The following is a 14,469-nucleotide window of genomic DNA, read 5'->3' as shown; positions in this document are numbered from 1 at the left end:
CAGCCCGCAGCCCGGCCGCGCGTCCTCAACCGTCCTTCAGTGCCAGCGCGCGCGCATACAGCGCGTTGCGCGGCGCGCCCGTCAGCGCGGCTGCGAGTTTCGCGGCGCTCTTCACCGGGACTTCTTCCAGCAGCAGTTTGAGCAGCGCATCGTGCGCGGTTTCGTCGGCCGTACCGTCGTCGGCCGGTGCGCCTTCGACGACGAGCACGAACTCGCCGCGCTGCCGGTTCGCGTCGCCTTCGAGCCACGTCAGCCCTTCGGCCAGGGTGCCCTGGAACAGCTGCTCGTGTAGCTTGGTCAACTCGCGCGCGATCAGCAGCCGGCGCGCGGGGCCGAATGCGTCTGCGAGCGCGGCGACCGTCTCGACGATCCGGTGCGGCGCCTCGTAGAACACGAGCGCGTACGGATGCGCGGCCAGCGTCTGGAGTTCGGCGGCGCGCTGCTTCGCCTTCGGCGGCAGGAAGCCTGCGAACGTGAACGTGCCGGCCCAGTCGCCCGCCACGCTTACCGCGGTTACGGCCGCGTTCGCGCCGGGCAGCGGAATCACCGCGAAGCCGGCCGCGCGCACCGCGTCGACGAGCCGCGCGCCCGGATCCGAAATGCCGGGCGTGCCGGCGTCCGACACATACGCGACGCGCTCGCCGGCGCGCAGGTGCTCGATCACGCGCAGTGCCGCTTCGCGTTCGTTGTGTTCGTGCGCGGCGACGAGCGGTTTCGAGATGCCGTAGCGGGCGAGCAGCTGGCCCGTGTTGCGGGTGTCTTCGGCGGCGATGCGGTCGGCGAGGCCGAGCACGTGGAGCGCGCGCAGCGTGATGTCGGCCGTGTTGCCGATCGGCGTGGCGACGATGTAGAGCGCGGCGGCCGGGTAGTGCTGCGTGTGTGCAAGTTCGAGGAGGGCAGTCATGGCGGGCAGCGCGCGCGGGCGCGGCGCAAGCGGAACAAGGTCGGCATTGTGCCACGGGGCGCGCGCCGGATCGGGCGGCGGCAGGGGCGATCCGGTGCGCGCAGGGGCGCAGGCGCCCGTGCGGAACGACAACTGTGACGACAACTTTTCCGGCCCGGCGCGATCCAAGTCGATCGGTGCGGCGTTCGAGGCACGGGCGCGGCAGTTTCTCGAGCGCCGCGGGCTCGCGTTCGTCGCGGCGAACGTGACGATGCGCGGCGGTGAGCTGGATCTCGTGATGCGGGAGCCGGACGGCACGCTGGTGTTCGTCGAGGTGCGCGCGCGGCGCAGCGTCCGGCACGGCGGTGCGGCGGCGAGCATCGGCTGGCGCAAGCGCCGGCGGCTCGTGGCGGCGGCGCAGCGGTTCTGGGTGCGGCACGGTGCCGGCGCGCCGTGCCGCTTCGATGTGGTCGCGTTCGAGGCCGGGCAGCTCGTCTGGCTGCGCGACGCATTCCGTGCCGACGACGGATAGCCGTGCTCGCCAGGATCGCCGCGAGCTGTGACGAGATGTAAAGAGTTCTTGCCGCGCCCCCGGACGAGGCCCCGGAGTACGGTAAACTCGCCGCACTCATGATGTCGCGCGATGTCCATCACGCGTTTGTACCCGATCAGGAATCGATGTCAGTCGAACGTATTCAGCAACATTTCCGCGACAGCACCGCGCTTCACGTCGAAGCCGCCGACGCGCTGTCGCTGCCGATCGCGGCCGCGGTCGACGCGATGTTCGCCGCGCTGGCGAACGGCAACAAGATCGTCGCGTGCGGCGACGGCCCGTCGGCCGCGGCCGCGCAATACCTCGCCGTGTCGCTGGTCGGCGGCTTCGAGCGCGAGCGGCCGGGCCTGCCTGCGATCGCGCTGGCCACCGATGCGTCCCACGCGGGCCTGACCGGCGCGATGGCGCCCGAGCAGCTGTTCGCGCAGCAGGTGCGCGTGCTCGGGCAGACCGGCGACATCCTGCTGGTGCTCGACCCGACCGGCGCGTCGCCGCGCGTGCTGGCCGCCGTCGACGAGGCGCACGAGCGCGAAATGACGGTGGTCGCGCTGACGGGCGGCAGCGGCCATGCGCTCGCGGCCGCGCTGTCCGACACCGACATCCCGATCAGCGTGCCCGCCGAACGCGCGGCGCGCATCCACGAAGTCCATCTGCTGACCATCCACTGCCTGTGCGACGGCATCGACGCGATGCTGCTGGGTGAGGATTGAACGAAGGAGAGCCGTCGATGAAGAAAAGCCGCGTCAAACAGACGCTCGTCAGAACCACGTTGCTGGCCGCGCTGATGGCGGGCGCCGCCATGTCGCTGCAGGGCTGCGTGCTCGGCGTGCTGGGAGCGGCAGCCGGCGGCGGTGCGCTGATTGCGACCGATCGCCGCACGCTCGGCGCGCAGACGGAGGACCGCGAGATCCAGGTCAAGGCGCTGTCGCAGATCAAGAGTGGGCTGCCGGACGAGTCGCACGTGAACGTGACGGTGTTCAACCGCCGCGTACTTCTGACGGGCGAGGTGCCGAACGACGCATCGAAGCAGCGCGCCGAGGAAATCGTGCGCGGCATCAACAACGTGAACGGCATCGTCAACGAGCTGTCGGTCGAGCCGGCCGCGTCGCTGTCGTCGCGCGCGAACGACTCGTATCTCGAAGGGCGCGTGAAGACCGCGCTGATCGCCGAGAAGGACATCTCGGCGAACAACTACAAGGTCGTCAGCGAGCGCGGCAACCTCTATCTGCTGGGTCTCGTGACGGTCGACGAAGGCAATCGCGGCGCGGAAGTCGCGAGCCAGGTGCCGGGCGTCGAGAAGGTCGTGAAGGTGTTCCAGTACATCAAGCTGCAGGACGCGCAGGCGCTGCAGGCAGCGATGCCCGCAAGCGGCGCCGCGGCGACGTCGGCCGCACCGGCGGACAACGCGACGGTCGGCGCCGTGCCCGATACGTCGGTGACGGCGACACCGCTGCAGCCGCCCGCGCCGATCTCGAACTCGTCCAACGTGCATCCCGGCAATCCGAAGGCGGCGCCGCAATGATGGTCAGGCAGATGAAGCAGATGAAACACTGGATGGTGCAGGGTGTTGCGGCCGCGGCACTCGTCGCCGGCACGTTCGGTACGGTCGCGCACGCGGACGTCGGCGACGGTCTGAAGGTTGCGCGCAGCAATGCGTGCATGGGCTGCCACGCGGTCGACCGCAAGCTGGTCGGCCCGTCGTTCAAGGACGTCGCGGCGCGCTACAAGAGCGACCCGCAGGCGGCGGCGAAGCTGGCCAAAAAGGTGAAGGAGGGCGGCTCCGGCGTGTGGGGCGCGATCCCGATGCCCGCGCATCCGCGCATGAGCGACGCGGACATCCGCTCGGTCGTCGAATGGGTGCTGGCGGGGGCGCCAACGAAGTAACGACCCCTATTGTCAAGCGTGCAAATGCGTGTGTATGATTGGTGTCTGTTGGGGCGGTAGCTCAGCTGGGAGAGCGTCGCGTTCGCAATGCGAAGGTCGGGAGTTCGATCCTCCTCCGCTCCACCAACAGCATTCGAAGGGCTCGATCGCAAGGTCGGGCCCTTTTTGTTTGTAAATCGGCGTAACGAGGCGGGCAGCAAGCCGGCCGCCGAACGGCGACCGGCTGAGCAGCTTGTAGAGCGTCGTGAACGTCGGAATCGACAGCGCGGCGCAGCGCGCACCCGCCGCCGTGCCCGCCGTCCCCCTCACCCCCGCCCGAAACTCGGCCGCTTCGGATCGTACGTCCACCCCGGCACGAGGTAGCGCATCGCGATCGCATCGTCGCGCGCCGTGCCGCCGACCTGCCTGTACAGCGCATGCGCCGCTTCCACCTGCGCCATGTCGAGCTCGATGCCGAGGCCCGGCCGTTCCGGCACCGCCACCTTGCCGCCGACGATGGCCAGCGGCTCGCGCGTGAGCCGCGCGTCGCCTTCCTGCCAGATCCAGTGCGTGTCGATCGCAGTGATCGTGCCGGGCGCTGCGGCCGCCGCGTGCGTGAACATCGCGAGCGACACGTCGAAGTGATTGTTCGAGTGCGAGCCCCACGTGAGCCCCCAGTCGCGACACAGCTGCGCGAGCCGCACCGAGCCCTGCATCGTCCAGAAATGCGGATCGGCGAGCGGGATGTCGACCGCCTGCAGGCGCACCGCGTGATCCATCTGCCGCCAGTCGGTCGCGATCATGTTGGTCGCGGTCGGGATGCCGGTCGCGCGGCGGAATTCGGCCATCACCTCGCGTCCCGAATAGCCGGCTTCCGGCCCGCACGGGTCTTCCGCGTACGCGAGCAGGTGGCCCTGTCCGCGGCACAGGGCCACCGCGTCGTCGAGCAACCACGCGCCGTTCGGGTCGAGCGTCACGCGTGCGTCGGGAAAGCGCGACTTGATGGCCGCAATCGCCTCCATCTCGTCGGCGCCCGCCATCACGCCGCCCTTCAGCTTGAAATCGGCGAATCCGTAACGCTCCACGGCCGTCTCCGCCTGCCGCGCGATCGCCGCGGGCGTCAGCGCTTCGTCGTTGCGCAGCCGGAACCACGCGTGCGCCGCACCGGTTTCGTCCCGATACGGCAGGTCGGTGCGGCGCCGGTCGCCGATGTAGAACAGGTAGGCCAGCATCGGCACCGCGTCGCGCTGCTGGCCTTCGCCGAGCAGCGCCGCGACCGGCACGTCGAGGCACTGGCCGAGCAGGTCGAGCAGCGCGGCTTCGATCGCGGTGATCACGTTGTCGAGCCGCAGGTTGATCTCGTGCGGCTGTCGCAGCACCGCAGCTTCGCCGGCCGACGTCACCTCGTGCCGGATCGTGCGGCCGGCCGCCGCGCCGTTGCCGGACAGCGCCGCGCGCACCGCGTTGAGCGTTGCCTGGTAGCGCCCGATCGGCTGGCCGACGACGAGATCCGTCATCCGTTCGAGCACCTGCCGGATCCCTTCGCCGCCCGGGACTTCGCCGACACCCGTGCGTCCGCTGCTGTCCGTGAGGATTACGAGATTGCGGGCGAAGAACGGCGCATGCGCGCCGCACAGGTTGAGCAGCATGCTGTCGCGTCCGGCGACGGGGATCACCTGCATGCGCGTGACGCGCGGGGTGCCCGGCGGCGCGCCGGCACGGCGGGATTCGGACATCGATTCGCTCCTGGCTGGCGGCAGGGCCGCCCGGACGCGCCGGCGCGGCCCGCCGCGTTCAATTCAGCTCGACGCGGCGGATCTCGCCGACGACGAACACGTAACAGATCACCGCGACGAGCGCGTGCGCGACGACATAGACGAGCGCGCCGTTGAACGAGCCGCTGCGGTCGACGATGTAGCCGATCGCAATCGGCGTCGTGATGCTGGACAGGTTCCCGCAGGTGTTGAGCAGTGCGCCGCTCAGGCCGGCGATCTGGCGCGGCGCGGTGTCGGCGTTGACGGCCCAGCCGAGCGCGCCGAGCCCCTTGCCGAAGAACGACAGCGCCATGAACAGCACGACGAGCACGTGCGAGTCGGTGTAGTTGCAGATGACCATCGACATCGACAGCAGCATGCCGACGACGATCGGCACCTTGCGCGCGATCGACAGCGACTGGCCCTGCTTCAGCAGCGCGTCGGAGATGATCCCGCCGAGAATGCCGCCGAGGAACCCGCACACGGCCGGAATCGACGCGACGAGCCCCGCGTTCAGGATCGACATGCCGCGCGCCTGCACGAGGTAGACGGGAAACCACGTAATGAAGAAGTAGGTGAGCGCGTTGATGCAGTACTGCGCGACGTACACGCCGATCAGCATCCGGCTCTTCAGCAGCGCCTTCACGTGGCGAAACTGCGGGCCGCCGTCGCGCTGGCCGGTCGCCTGGTCGATGTTGACGAGCGCGCCGCCGTCGGCGAGGTAGTCGAGCTCCGCGCGGTTGATCTGCGGATGATCCTTCGGGTCGTACACGGTGCGGTTCCATACCAGCACGAACGCGAAGCCGAGCACGCCCATCACGGCGAACACCGATTGCCAGCCGAACGCGTGCACGAGCCAGCCCATCAGCGGCGCGAACACGACGGTCGCCGCATATTGCGCGGCGTTGAAGATCGCCGACGCAGTGCCGCGCTCGGGGGCCGGGAACCACGCCGACACGATCCGGCTGTTGGCCGGGAACGACGGCGCTTCGGCTGCGCCGACGCAAAACCGCAGCGCGAACAGCAGCGCGAACGCGGCGCCGCCGCCGAAGAACCCGATCGCGCCCTGCAGCAGCGTGAACAGCGACCAGAAGAAGATGCTGCATGCATAGACGACGCGCGACCCGTAGCGGTCGAGCAGCCACCCGCCGGGCAACTGCGCGATCACGTACGACCAGCCGAACGCGGAGAAGATGAAGCCGATCTGCACGTGGCTCAGGTGCAGCGCGCGGGCGAGGCTCGGGCCCGCGATCGCGATCGCCGCGCGATCCGCATAGTTGATGGTCGTAACCGCGAACAGCACGGCCAGCACGAGCCAGCGCACGCGGGTGCGCCGGGCCGTCGCCGACGCGGACGCCGGCAACGCTTGGAGCGGATTCATGTTGTCTCCTCCGAGAGCGGAAGGTGCCGTCGTGCGGCAGGCGCGTCGCGCGCGCTCGATGTCGTGTCGGGTGTTGCCGGCCGGGGGCGGATCAGGCGGAAAGCCGCCGCCCGCCCGCTGGCCGGACGCCGTCACCGCCGCGGCAAGCAGCTACGCGTCACGGCGGCAGGACGTCCGGATCATTCTTGCATGGCGAAATTGCGCATTTCATGCCAATTCCTGACTTGATCGATGCAGGTTTTGAATCGATGCGTCACCGCGCGCGCAGCGCGTCGACGATGTTCATCCGCGCGGCGCGCATCGCGGGCAGGAATCCGCCGATCAGCCCCATCGTCACCGAGAACAGCAGCGTCTTCACGACGATGCCCGGCGTGAGCACGAAGCGGAACGACAGATCCGAGAACGTCTGGAAGTTGGTCGTGGAAAACGACACGAAACCCATCAGCGCCGCGCAGGCGAGCCCGGCGACGCCGCCGACGAAGCCGAGCAGCAGCGCCTCGAGCAGGAACGCGGCGAGCACGTTGGCGCGCTTGAAGCCGAGCGCGCGCAACGTGCCGATTTCGGCGACGCGGTTCGCGACCGACGCATACATCGTGATCATCGCGCCGATCATCGCGGCGATCGAGAAGATCGTCGACAGCGTCATGCCAAGGATGTTGATGAACCTCGACAGCGTCTTCGACTGGTCGCCGTAGAACGTCTGCTCGCGCTTGGCCTCGTCGGTGAGGCGCGGATCGACGTCGATGCCGGCCTTGAAGCGCGCGAACGCGTCCGCGCCCGGGATGCGCACGACCATCGACGAAAAGCTGGTGCGGCGAAACGACTGCATCAGCTGGTCGACGTCGCCCCAGATCTCGGAATCGAAGCCGCTGCCGCCGGCGTCGAACCGGCCGACGACGGTCCAGTCGCGCTGCGCGAAATGCAGGCGATCGCCGATCTGCGTGCCGCTGAAGCCGTTCGCGATCGCGTTGCCGACGACGATTTCCGACGAGCCGGCGGTGAACATGCGCCCGGCGACGAGCTTCACGCGCGGCCGCAGCCCGAGGCCCGCCTGCGACACGCCGCGAATCACGACGTTCGACGGCTTGCCCGTCGAGCGCTTCACGAGCGAGATCAGTACGACGGTTTCCTTCGACGCCATCGGCCGGCCGTCGGCGCCGAGGGCCACCGACGGATGCATTTCCAGCGCGTTCGCCTGCTGGTGGTCGATCGCGCTCTGCACCTCGGTTTCCGCGCCCTTGCGGATGATCACGACGTTGTCGGGCTCGCCGGTCGACACGAGCGTTTTCGTCAGGCCCGCGTCGAGCATCAGCACGGTCGCGAACACGAACACCACGAGCGCGAGGCCGCCCGCGGTCAGCACGGTGGTGAGCCGGCGGGCCCACAGGTTGCGCGCGATGTAGGTGAGCGGGATCGCCACGGGGTGCTCAGCCGATCGCCCGCAGGCCTTCGACGACGCGCACCCGCGCGGCCTGCCAGGCCGGCACGATCGCCGCCGCGACGCCGACCGCGAGCGTGCACGCCGCTTGCAATGCAAGCGTCTGCGCGGACACGTTGAACACCGGGAACACGCCGCCCGTCGCCTGCTTGAACAGGTGCGCGGCCGGCGGCATCGCGAGCATGCCGAGGCTGCCGCCGATCGCGGCGATCACGAGCGACTCGCCGAAAACGAGCAGCGCGAGGAACCCGGGCCCGAAGCCGAGCGCCTTCAGCGTCGCGTATTCGACGGTGCGCTCGCGCGCGCTCATCGCCATCGAGTTGGCCATCACCGCCATGATGATCAGGATCACCACGTACGACACGACGCGGATCGCCGCGATGATCTGGTTCGACATCGCGACGAAGCCGAGCTGGAAGGCCTGCTCGGTTTCGGTCAGGGTCTCGGCGAGCGAGTTCCTGAAGATGGCGTCGACGTTGCGGGAGATCGTGGCGGCATCGTCGGGGTTCGCGATGCCGAGCACGTACACGCCGACCTGGTTGGCCTGGCGGGGCGTCGTCTTGCGCACCGACTCGTTCAGGTAGTCCCAGTGGAACACGAGCTGGCGCGTGATCGTCGATTCGTCGCGGCCGTCGAGGATGCCGCGCACGACGAAATCCCAGGTGCCCGGGTAGATCGTGCCCTTCAGCGGAATCACGTCGCCGACCTTGAAGCCGAACTGGGTCGCGAGCTGCCGGCCGACGAGGCAGCCCTTGCGGTCGCGCTGGTAGTCTTCGCGTTGCTGCGCGCCCAGGATGAACTCCGGGTACAGGTCGAGATAGTTGTCCGATACCGCAAAGCTCGCGAAGAAGTTCTTCGGGTCGCGGTAGATGCCACCGAACCAGTTCGAGCGGACGATGGCCGTCACGCCGTCCACGCCGCGAATCCGGTTCTCGTAGCTCACCGGCAGCGGAAACACCAGCGAGATCGCGTTGCGCGTGACGAGCCGCGCGCTCGACGCCGCGGCGGCGCCCGCGTACCACGCGTCGACCACCGTGTGCAGCAGCCCGTACGCGAGCACCGCGATGGTCAGCCCGAGCACGGTCAGCAGCGTGCGCAGCTTGTGCCGCAGCGCGTTGCGCGCGATCAGCTTCAGCATGTACATCGCGCGGCTCCGCGACGGCGCTCAGCCGGGCTGCCCATCGATCAGCTCCCCTTTTTCCAGATGCACGAGCGCCTTCGCCGCAGCGGCCGCGTGCGCGTCGTGGGTCACCATGATGATGGTCTTGCCGAGCTCCGCGTTGAGCCGCTGCAGCATCGACAGCACGTCGGTCGCGGACGCGCGGTCGAGGTCGCCGGTCGGCTCGTCGGCGACGATCAGCGCGGGGTCGGTGATCAGCGCGCGCGCGATCGCGACGCGCTGCTGCTGGCCGCCCGACAGCTCGGACGGGTAATGGCTCATCCGGTCGCCGAGATTCACCATGTCCAGCACGAGCTCGACGCGTTCGCGCCGCGCCTTGCGCGGCAGGTTCGTCAGCATCAGCGGCAGCTCGACGTTCTCGTACGCGGTGAGCACCGGCATCAGGTTGTAGAACTGGAAGATGAAGCCGACGTGCGCGGCGCGCCATTCGGCAAGCGCCGCTTCCGCGAGCCGCGTGATGTCGAGGCCGCCGACGCGCAGCTCGCCGCTGTCGGGCCGGTCGATGCCCGCGACGAGGTTCAGCAGCGTGCTCTTGCCGGAGCCCGACGGCCCCATCAGCGCGACGAAGTCGCCTTCGCCGATGTCGAGCGTGATGTCGGTCAGCACCGGCACGGTCTGCACGCCGCGCCGGTACGACTTCGCGACATGGCTGATCTCGACGAGCGGGGCGGGCGGGGCGTTCACGCTACTTCTTCGCGACGGTCACTTTCGCGCCGTCCTCGAGTTTCGGTCCCGGCGCGAGCACGAGCGCGTCGCCGGGCTTCACGCCGCGGATCGCGACGAGTTCGCCGATCCGCGCGCCGGTCGTCACGGCCGTCTCGTGCACGGTGTCGTCCTTCACCGCGAACACGACCTGCCGGCCGCCGCGTTCGACGACCGCGCTCGCCTGCACGGCCGTCACCGGCTGCCGGCCCTGCGCGGACACGGGCTTCGACAGGAACGCGATCTTCGCGCTCATGTCCGGCAGCACGCGCGCGTCGCGGTCGACGAAGCGCACCTTGACCAGCACGGTCGCCTTCGACCGGTCGACGGTCGGCACGATGCGCGACACCTGCCCGGCGAAACGCTGGTCGGGCAGCGCGTCGAGCTGGATCTCGCACGGCTGGTTCGCGCGGATCCGCGCGATGTTCGATTCGGCCACGTCCGCCTCGACTTCGAGCGTGTCCATGTCGGCGATCGTCACGACGGCCCCCTTGCTGTCCGACGCGGACGAGAACGGCGTGATGTTGTCGCCGACGTTCGCGTGCTTTTCGAGCACGACGCCGTCGAACGGCGCGCGGATCGCGGTCTGGTCGACGGCGACCTGCGCGGCCTGCGCATTGGCTTCGGCCGACACGATCGCGGCCTCGTCGCTCGCGACCGACGCGCGCGCCTTGTTCACGCGGGCGACGTCGGAATCGTATTGCGCGGCCGGCAGCGCACCCTTCGGCGCGAGGATTTCGCTGCGGTGCAGGCTGATCAGCGCATCCTTCAATTCGGCCTGCTGCAGCGCCAGATTGGCGCGGGCGACGCTGACCTGCGCGATCGCCTGCGCGAGGGCCGCCGCGACGTCGCGGCTTTCGAGGCGCGCGATGATCTCGTCCTTCTTCACGTGCGTGCCTTCGAGCACGCCGAGCCATTCGACGCGTCCCTGCGCCTTCGATGCGACCGCGGCCTTGCGCTGAGGCACGACGTAGCCGGTCGCGTTGAGCATCGTGTCGTTCTGGAACGGGTAGGCGGTGGTCACGGCCGTCGTCTCGACCGCCGGCCGGCCGGTCAGCACGATGCCCGCGCCGATCGCCACGGCGACGAGCGCGGCAATGATTGCGTAGTGGAGCCACGGGCGCCGCCGCGTGGCGGTTGCGGTCGGCCGACGGTCGATTTTCAACCTGTCCAGATTGTGATCGGGCAATTTGGGGTGCCTCGTGCCGGCGGCGCGTTCGCGGCGGCACCGTGCGGCATGGGCGACGACCGATCGCGATCCGGTTTCCGGGGTTCCGAGGAAAGGGACGGAAGAAGGCCAGTATAGCGTCGCCGCGGCAGCGCGCGAGCCTGCTTCCGGCGCGTATCTTCATACCGATCGCGGGCCGACCGGCCCGGTCGCGCGTGCATACCAGGTGCGTATCAGGGAAAGCCCGGATCCCGCAAGCGGGCTGTCAACTCAGCGCGAGCGCGATGCGTTATGGAGCCAGTGCGTCAGTTTTCGTCGCGACAGGAATGCGCAAGCCGACCTGCCCGGCGGCGACCGGAAACCCCCGGCGTGGCTGACGTTCCGATGCGAATGCCTCGCATCTGTTCACCGGTACGTTTGATTTTTTCCCTGTTAAAGGAAGAACAATGAAGAAGACGCTCGCTTCGATCATGACCGCAGCATTCGCACTCGCATCGGTTTCGGCATTCGCACAGGCTTCGGCGCCGGCCGCTGAAGCACCGGCTGCCTCCGCACCGGCGCCGATGAAGAAGGATCACACCAAGCCGAAGCACCAGCTGAAGCAGCATGGCTCGGCGAAGGGCAAGGCGAAGGCCGCCGCGGCATCGGCCGCCGGCACGAACGACGCAGGCACGCAGAACTAAGTCGTTCGCCCGAGGCCGGGCTGCCGGCCGCCAGACACAACCCCGCATGTTCACGCATGCGGGGTTGTGTTTTTTCAGGCGCGCGGCGGCACGGCCCGCATCGCGTCGACCACCGTGCGCATGCGCCGCCAGTGCGAGCCCTCCCAGAACACCCGCTGGCACACGTCGCACGCGGCGAAGCGCCGGTGGCGCTGCCGGACGCCGGCCGGCACGCGCGCCGCCGCGTCGGCCTCGCTGAGCGGGTGCAGCGGCACGTTGCAGCGCAGGCACAGGCGGAACGGCCGCATGTGGGGCGCGAGATCGAGCCGCGCGAACAGCTCGTGCAGCTGCGCGGCGGGCTGGAGCGCATGCAGGTAGCAGCCGCGGGCCACCGCGCGCCGCTTGAGCAGCTCGCGGTCGCGGGTGAGCACGACACGGCCGTCGTGGGCGGAAAGCGCAGCGATTTCGTCGTCGCTGAAATGGTTGTCGTAGCAGGTGTCGAAGCCGGCGAGGCGCAGCAGTTGCGCGAGGCCGCCGAGGTGCGCGTCGGCGACGAAGCGCCATTCCGGGGGCGCGGGCGTTTGTGCGCCAGCCGGTGTGCCATCCAGCAGCGGCTGCGCGCGCTCCGGGTAGACGTCGACGCAGTCGCCGTCCGCGAGTCGCCGGTCGAGCGGCGCTGCCGCGCCGTTGACGCGCAGCTGCCCGACTTCCGTATGAGGAACGCCGAGCGCCTCGACCATGTGCTTGACGGTCGCCTCGCTCGCACACGCGCGGGCAAACGCGCGGTCGCGCTGCGTGCGCGCGAGGAACGCGTTCAGTTCGCCGTGGAAACGGAAGGTCGCGGTTGCCATGCGCGCAGTATCGCATCGAGTGTGGCGGCGGTGCCTGCAAGTTGCGCGCGGCTGTGTTTAACTCCGGGCTTCACTTGTCGAAGGAGCGAGCGATGGATCTCGGATTTATCGGACTGGGCGAAATGGGGCTGGCGATCGCGGCGAACCTGCTGAAGGCCGGGCACCGGGTGCGGGTCTGGAACCGGTCGCGCGAACGGGCCGCGCCGCTCGCGGCGCTCGGCGCGCAGGTGGTCGACGCGCCGGCCGACGCGTTTCGCGGCGATGCCGTGTTCTCGATGCTCGCGGACGACGCGGCCGCACGCGCGGTGTTCGACGACGCGCTGCTCGCGCAGGCGCCGCGCGGGCTGATTCACGTGAACATGGCGACGATCTCGGTCGCGCTCGCCGAAGCGCTCGCGCACGGGCATGCGACGCGCGGCCTCGACTACATTGCCGCGCCGGTGATGGGGCGGCCGGACGTCGCGGCGGCCGCGCGGCTGACGATCATGGCGGCCGGCCCGGCGGAAGCGCTCGACCGGATGCAGCCGGTGTTCGGCGCGATCGGCCAGAAGACCTGGCGGTTCGGCTCGCTGCCGCAGCACGCGAACGTTGCGAAGCTCGCCGCGAATTTTACGCTCGCGTCGGCGATCGAGACGCTCGGCGAGGCGTCGGCACTGCTCGCCGGGCACGGCGTCGCGATGCGCGATTTCCTCGACGTGATCACGAGCAGCGTGTTTCCGGGGCCGGTGTACGAAGGCTATGGCGCGATGATTGCCGAGCGGCGCTACGAGCCGGCGCGCTTCAAGGCGCGCCTCGGGCTGAAGGACGTGCGGCTCGCGCTCGAGGCAGGCGACGCGGTGTCGGTGCCGCTGCCGGTCGCGAGCCTCGTGCGCGACAACCTGCTCGACGCGCTTGCGCATGGCGGCGGCGAGCTGGACTTCGCGGTGCTCGGCGAAGTGGCGTCGCGCCGCGCGGGCCGCTGACGCGGGGACGCGGGGGGCGCGGGGGCGCGCGGGGAGTGGCGCGGGACAAACCCGCGCCGCACGCGGCATAATCGACCTTTCGGTTTCCTTCAGGAAGAGGCGGAGATGAGCTTGCATACGTGGTGGCTTTTCGTGGCGACGGTGTTCGTCGTGTCGGCGATTCCGGGCCCGAACATGCTGCTCGTGATGACGCACGGCGCGCGGCACGGGCTGCGGCGCTCGTCGGCGACGATGGCCGGCTGCCTGAGTGCGCTGGTGCTGATGCTGTCGGTGTCGGCGGCGGGTCTCGGCGTGTTCCTCGAGGCGTGGCCGGCGATGTTCAACGCGCTGCGCTTCGCCGGCGCGGCGTATCTGATCTACCTCGGCGTGAAGGCGTGGCGCGCGCGCGTCGACGACGCGCCGGCCGCCGGCGTCGAATCGGTGCCGCGCCAGGCCGAGCCGGCGTCGCGCTGGGTGCTGTTCCGCAACGGCTTCCTGGTCGCGGGCAGCAATCCGAAGGCGATCCTGTTTGCCGCCGCGCTGCTGCCGCAGTTCATCAATGCGTCCGAGCCGACGTTGCCGCAGTTCGGCGTCCTGGTCGTCACGTTCGCGGTGATCGAGGTGAGCTGGTATCTCGTCTATGCGTCGTTCGGCACGCGCATCGGCGCGACGCTGAAGAGCCAGAACGTTGCGAAGACGTTCAACCGGCTGACGGGCGGCCTGTTCGTTGGCTTCGGCGCGATGATGGCGCTGGTTCGGCACTGAGCGCCGAGCGCCGCCCGCCGTTACAGGTTCGACGGCCCGCCCTCGACAGCAGGCGGCGCGTCACGAAATCGTCAGACTGATCCCCGCATGGCGGATGCCGCCATGCGGGGATTTTTTCATTGGGCGACCGTCTTTTCTGACGGTGTTTCGGGCGCGGCCACTGCCGCCGATCGCACCGCTGCGGACGAGCTGGCCGAGGTGATCGACCGCGAAAATCAGGCGGGGTCAGAAGAAAAGGCGGTTTAGAGCCGGCATTCGAGGGAAAATCCTTATTTTCTCTACGGAAATGTTGCGTTGCGGAAACTGTTTCGCTATAGTTGCACCTGTC

16 protein-coding genes and 1 tRNA gene are annotated in these 14,469 nt (G+C 69.3%); 9 read left to right on the top strand and 8 right to left on the bottom strand.

Annotation, left to right across the window (positions count from 1 at the left end; genetic code table 11):
• Nucleotides 1-25: 25 nt before the first annotated feature.
• Nucleotides 26-904, bottom strand: a complete 879-nt coding sequence (gene rsmI / locus ACV22Z_RS31110; protein WP_448080077.1) for a 16S rRNA (cytidine(1402)-2'-O)-methyltransferase — start codon at nt 902-904, stop codon at nt 26-28.
• Nucleotides 905-950: 46 nt separating this feature from the next.
• Here rsmI and ACV22Z_RS31105 point away from each other — a divergent pair, with 46 nt between their 5' ends.
• The 5 genes from ACV22Z_RS31105 to ACV22Z_RS31085 all read left to right on the top strand — a co-directional run bounded on the left by ACV22Z_RS31105 (nt 951) and on the right by ACV22Z_RS31085 (nt 3,446).
• On the top strand, nt 951-1,415 hold the full coding sequence (locus ACV22Z_RS31105; RefSeq protein WP_448080129.1) for a YraN family protein: 465 nt from the start codon (nt 951-953) through the stop codon (nt 1,413-1,415).
• 146 nt (nt 1,416-1,561) lie between these two features.
• A complete protein-coding gene (locus ACV22Z_RS31100; protein WP_448080076.1) occupies nt 1,562-2,146 on the top strand; it encodes an SIS domain-containing protein in 585 nt (194 codons plus the stop codon).
• A 17-nt stretch (nt 2,147-2,163) separates the two neighbouring features.
• The gene (locus ACV22Z_RS31095; RefSeq protein WP_448080075.1) at nt 2,164-2,958 is read left to right on the top strand and encodes a BON domain-containing protein; all 795 of its coding nucleotides are present in this window, start codon (nt 2,164-2,166) and stop codon (nt 2,956-2,958) included.
• 11 nt (nt 2,959-2,969) lie between these two features.
• The gene (locus ACV22Z_RS31090; protein ID WP_448080074.1) at nt 2,970-3,320 is read left to right on the top strand and encodes a c-type cytochrome; all 351 of its coding nucleotides are present in this window, start codon (nt 2,970-2,972) and stop codon (nt 3,318-3,320) included.
• Nucleotides 3,321-3,370: 50 nt separating this feature from the next.
• Nucleotides 3,371-3,446: transfer RNA gene (locus ACV22Z_RS31085), tRNA-Ala, on the top strand.
• Between the two features lie 179 nt (nt 3,447-3,625).
• Here ACV22Z_RS31085 and ACV22Z_RS31080 read toward each other — a convergent pair.
• The 6 genes from ACV22Z_RS31080 to ACV22Z_RS31055 form a co-directional block, all read right to left on the bottom strand.
• A complete protein-coding gene (locus ACV22Z_RS31080; protein WP_448080073.1) occupies nt 3,626-5,035 on the bottom strand; it encodes an enolase C-terminal domain-like protein in 1,410 nt (469 codons plus the stop codon).
• Between the two features lie 58 nt (nt 5,036-5,093).
• On the bottom strand, nt 5,094-6,434 hold the full coding sequence (locus ACV22Z_RS31075) for an MFS transporter (RefSeq protein WP_448080072.1): 1,341 nt from the start codon (nt 6,432-6,434) through the stop codon (nt 5,094-5,096).
• 253 nt (nt 6,435-6,687) lie between these two features.
• Complete coding sequence (locus ACV22Z_RS31070; RefSeq protein ID WP_448080071.1) at nt 6,688-7,854, bottom strand: ABC transporter permease; 1,167 nt, start codon at nt 7,852-7,854, stop codon at nt 6,688-6,690.
• Between the two features lie 7 nt (nt 7,855-7,861).
• Nucleotides 7,862-9,016, bottom strand: a complete 1,155-nt coding sequence (locus ACV22Z_RS31065; protein ID WP_448080070.1) for an ABC transporter permease — start codon at nt 9,014-9,016, stop codon at nt 7,862-7,864.
• Nucleotides 9,017-9,037: 21 nt separating this feature from the next.
• Nucleotides 9,038-9,736, bottom strand: coding sequence for an ABC transporter ATP-binding protein (locus ACV22Z_RS31060; protein ID WP_448080069.1), 699 nt, complete (start codon nt 9,734-9,736; stop codon nt 9,038-9,040).
• Nucleotide 9,737: 1 nt separating this feature from the next.
• Entirely contained in the window at nt 9,738-10,943 is a 1,206-nt protein-coding gene (locus ACV22Z_RS31055) for an efflux RND transporter periplasmic adaptor subunit (protein WP_448080068.1), read from the bottom strand.
• A 425-nt stretch (nt 10,944-11,368) separates the two neighbouring features.
• Between ACV22Z_RS31055 and ACV22Z_RS31050 the strand changes: the two genes are divergently transcribed.
• The gene (locus ACV22Z_RS31050; protein WP_448080067.1) at nt 11,369-11,605 is read left to right on the top strand and encodes a hypothetical protein; all 237 of its coding nucleotides are present in this window, start codon (nt 11,369-11,371) and stop codon (nt 11,603-11,605) included.
• Nucleotides 11,606-11,679: 74 nt separating this feature from the next.
• Here the strand turns inward: ACV22Z_RS31050 and ACV22Z_RS31045 are convergent, their stop codons facing one another.
• A complete protein-coding gene (locus tag ACV22Z_RS31045; RefSeq protein ID WP_448080066.1) occupies nt 11,680-12,435 on the bottom strand; it encodes a Mut7-C RNAse domain-containing protein in 756 nt (251 codons plus the stop codon).
• Between the two features lie 92 nt (nt 12,436-12,527).
• Here ACV22Z_RS31045 and ACV22Z_RS31040 point away from each other — a divergent pair, with 92 nt between their 5' ends.
• The 3 genes from ACV22Z_RS31040 to ACV22Z_RS31030 all read left to right on the top strand — a co-directional run bounded on the left by ACV22Z_RS31040 (nt 12,528) and on the right by ACV22Z_RS31030 (nt 14,387).
• Nucleotides 12,528-13,397, top strand: coding sequence for an NAD(P)-dependent oxidoreductase (locus ACV22Z_RS31040; protein ID WP_448080065.1), 870 nt, complete (start codon nt 12,528-12,530; stop codon nt 13,395-13,397).
• Nucleotides 13,398-13,502: 105 nt separating this feature from the next.
• Nucleotides 13,503-14,141 (top strand): LysE family translocator, encoded by a 639-nt coding sequence (locus ACV22Z_RS31035; RefSeq protein ID WP_448080064.1) that lies wholly within the window; start codon nt 13,503-13,505, stop codon nt 14,139-14,141.
• 87 nt (nt 14,142-14,228) lie between these two features.
• Nucleotides 14,229-14,387: a hypothetical protein gene (locus ACV22Z_RS31030; RefSeq protein WP_448080063.1), complete on the top strand. Its 159-nt coding sequence runs from the start codon at nt 14,229-14,231 to the stop codon at nt 14,385-14,387.
• Nucleotides 14,388-14,469: the final 82 nt, after the last annotated feature.

The organism is Burkholderia sp. PU8-34 (genome assembly GCF_053427725.1).
This window is presented reverse-complemented; position numbering and strand designations above follow the sequence as displayed.

Bases quoted from the DNA above. Each gene is read 5' to 3' on its own strand.
- ACV22Z_RS31030 (WP_448080063.1), top strand. From the start codon at position 14,229: ATGGCGGATGCCGCCATGCGGGGATTTTTTCATTGGGCGACCGTCTTT.
- ACV22Z_RS31095 (WP_448080075.1), top strand. From the start codon at position 2,164: ATGAAGAAAAGCCGCGTCAAACAGACGCTCGTCAGAACCACGTTGCTG.
- ACV22Z_RS31045 (WP_448080066.1), bottom strand. From the start codon at position 12,435: ATGGCAACCGCGACCTTCCGTTTCCACGGCGAACTGAACGCGTTCCTC.
- ACV22Z_RS31040 (WP_448080065.1), top strand. From the start codon at position 12,528: ATGGATCTCGGATTTATCGGACTGGGCGAAATGGGGCTGGCGATCGCG.
- ACV22Z_RS31050 (WP_448080067.1), top strand. From the start codon at position 11,369: ATGAAGAAGACGCTCGCTTCGATCATGACCGCAGCATTCGCACTCGCA.
- ACV22Z_RS31035 (WP_448080064.1), top strand. From the start codon at position 13,503: ATGAGCTTGCATACGTGGTGGCTTTTCGTGGCGACGGTGTTCGTCGTG.
- ACV22Z_RS31065 (WP_448080070.1), bottom strand. From the start codon at position 9,016: ATGTACATGCTGAAGCTGATCGCGCGCAACGCGCTGCGGCACAAGCTG.
- ACV22Z_RS31080 (WP_448080073.1), bottom strand. From the start codon at position 5,035: ATGTCCGAATCCCGCCGTGCCGGCGCGCCGCCGGGCACCCCGCGCGTC.
- ACV22Z_RS31075 (WP_448080072.1), bottom strand. From the start codon at position 6,434: ATGAATCCGCTCCAAGCGTTGCCGGCGTCCGCGTCGGCGACGGCCCGG.
- ACV22Z_RS31090 (WP_448080074.1), top strand. From the start codon at position 2,970: ATGAAGCAGATGAAACACTGGATGGTGCAGGGTGTTGCGGCCGCGGCA.
- rsmI (WP_448080077.1), bottom strand. From the start codon at position 904: ATGACTGCCCTCCTCGAACTTGCACACACGCAGCACTACCCGGCCGCC.
- ACV22Z_RS31100 (WP_448080076.1), top strand. From the start codon at position 1,562: ATGTCAGTCGAACGTATTCAGCAACATTTCCGCGACAGCACCGCGCTT.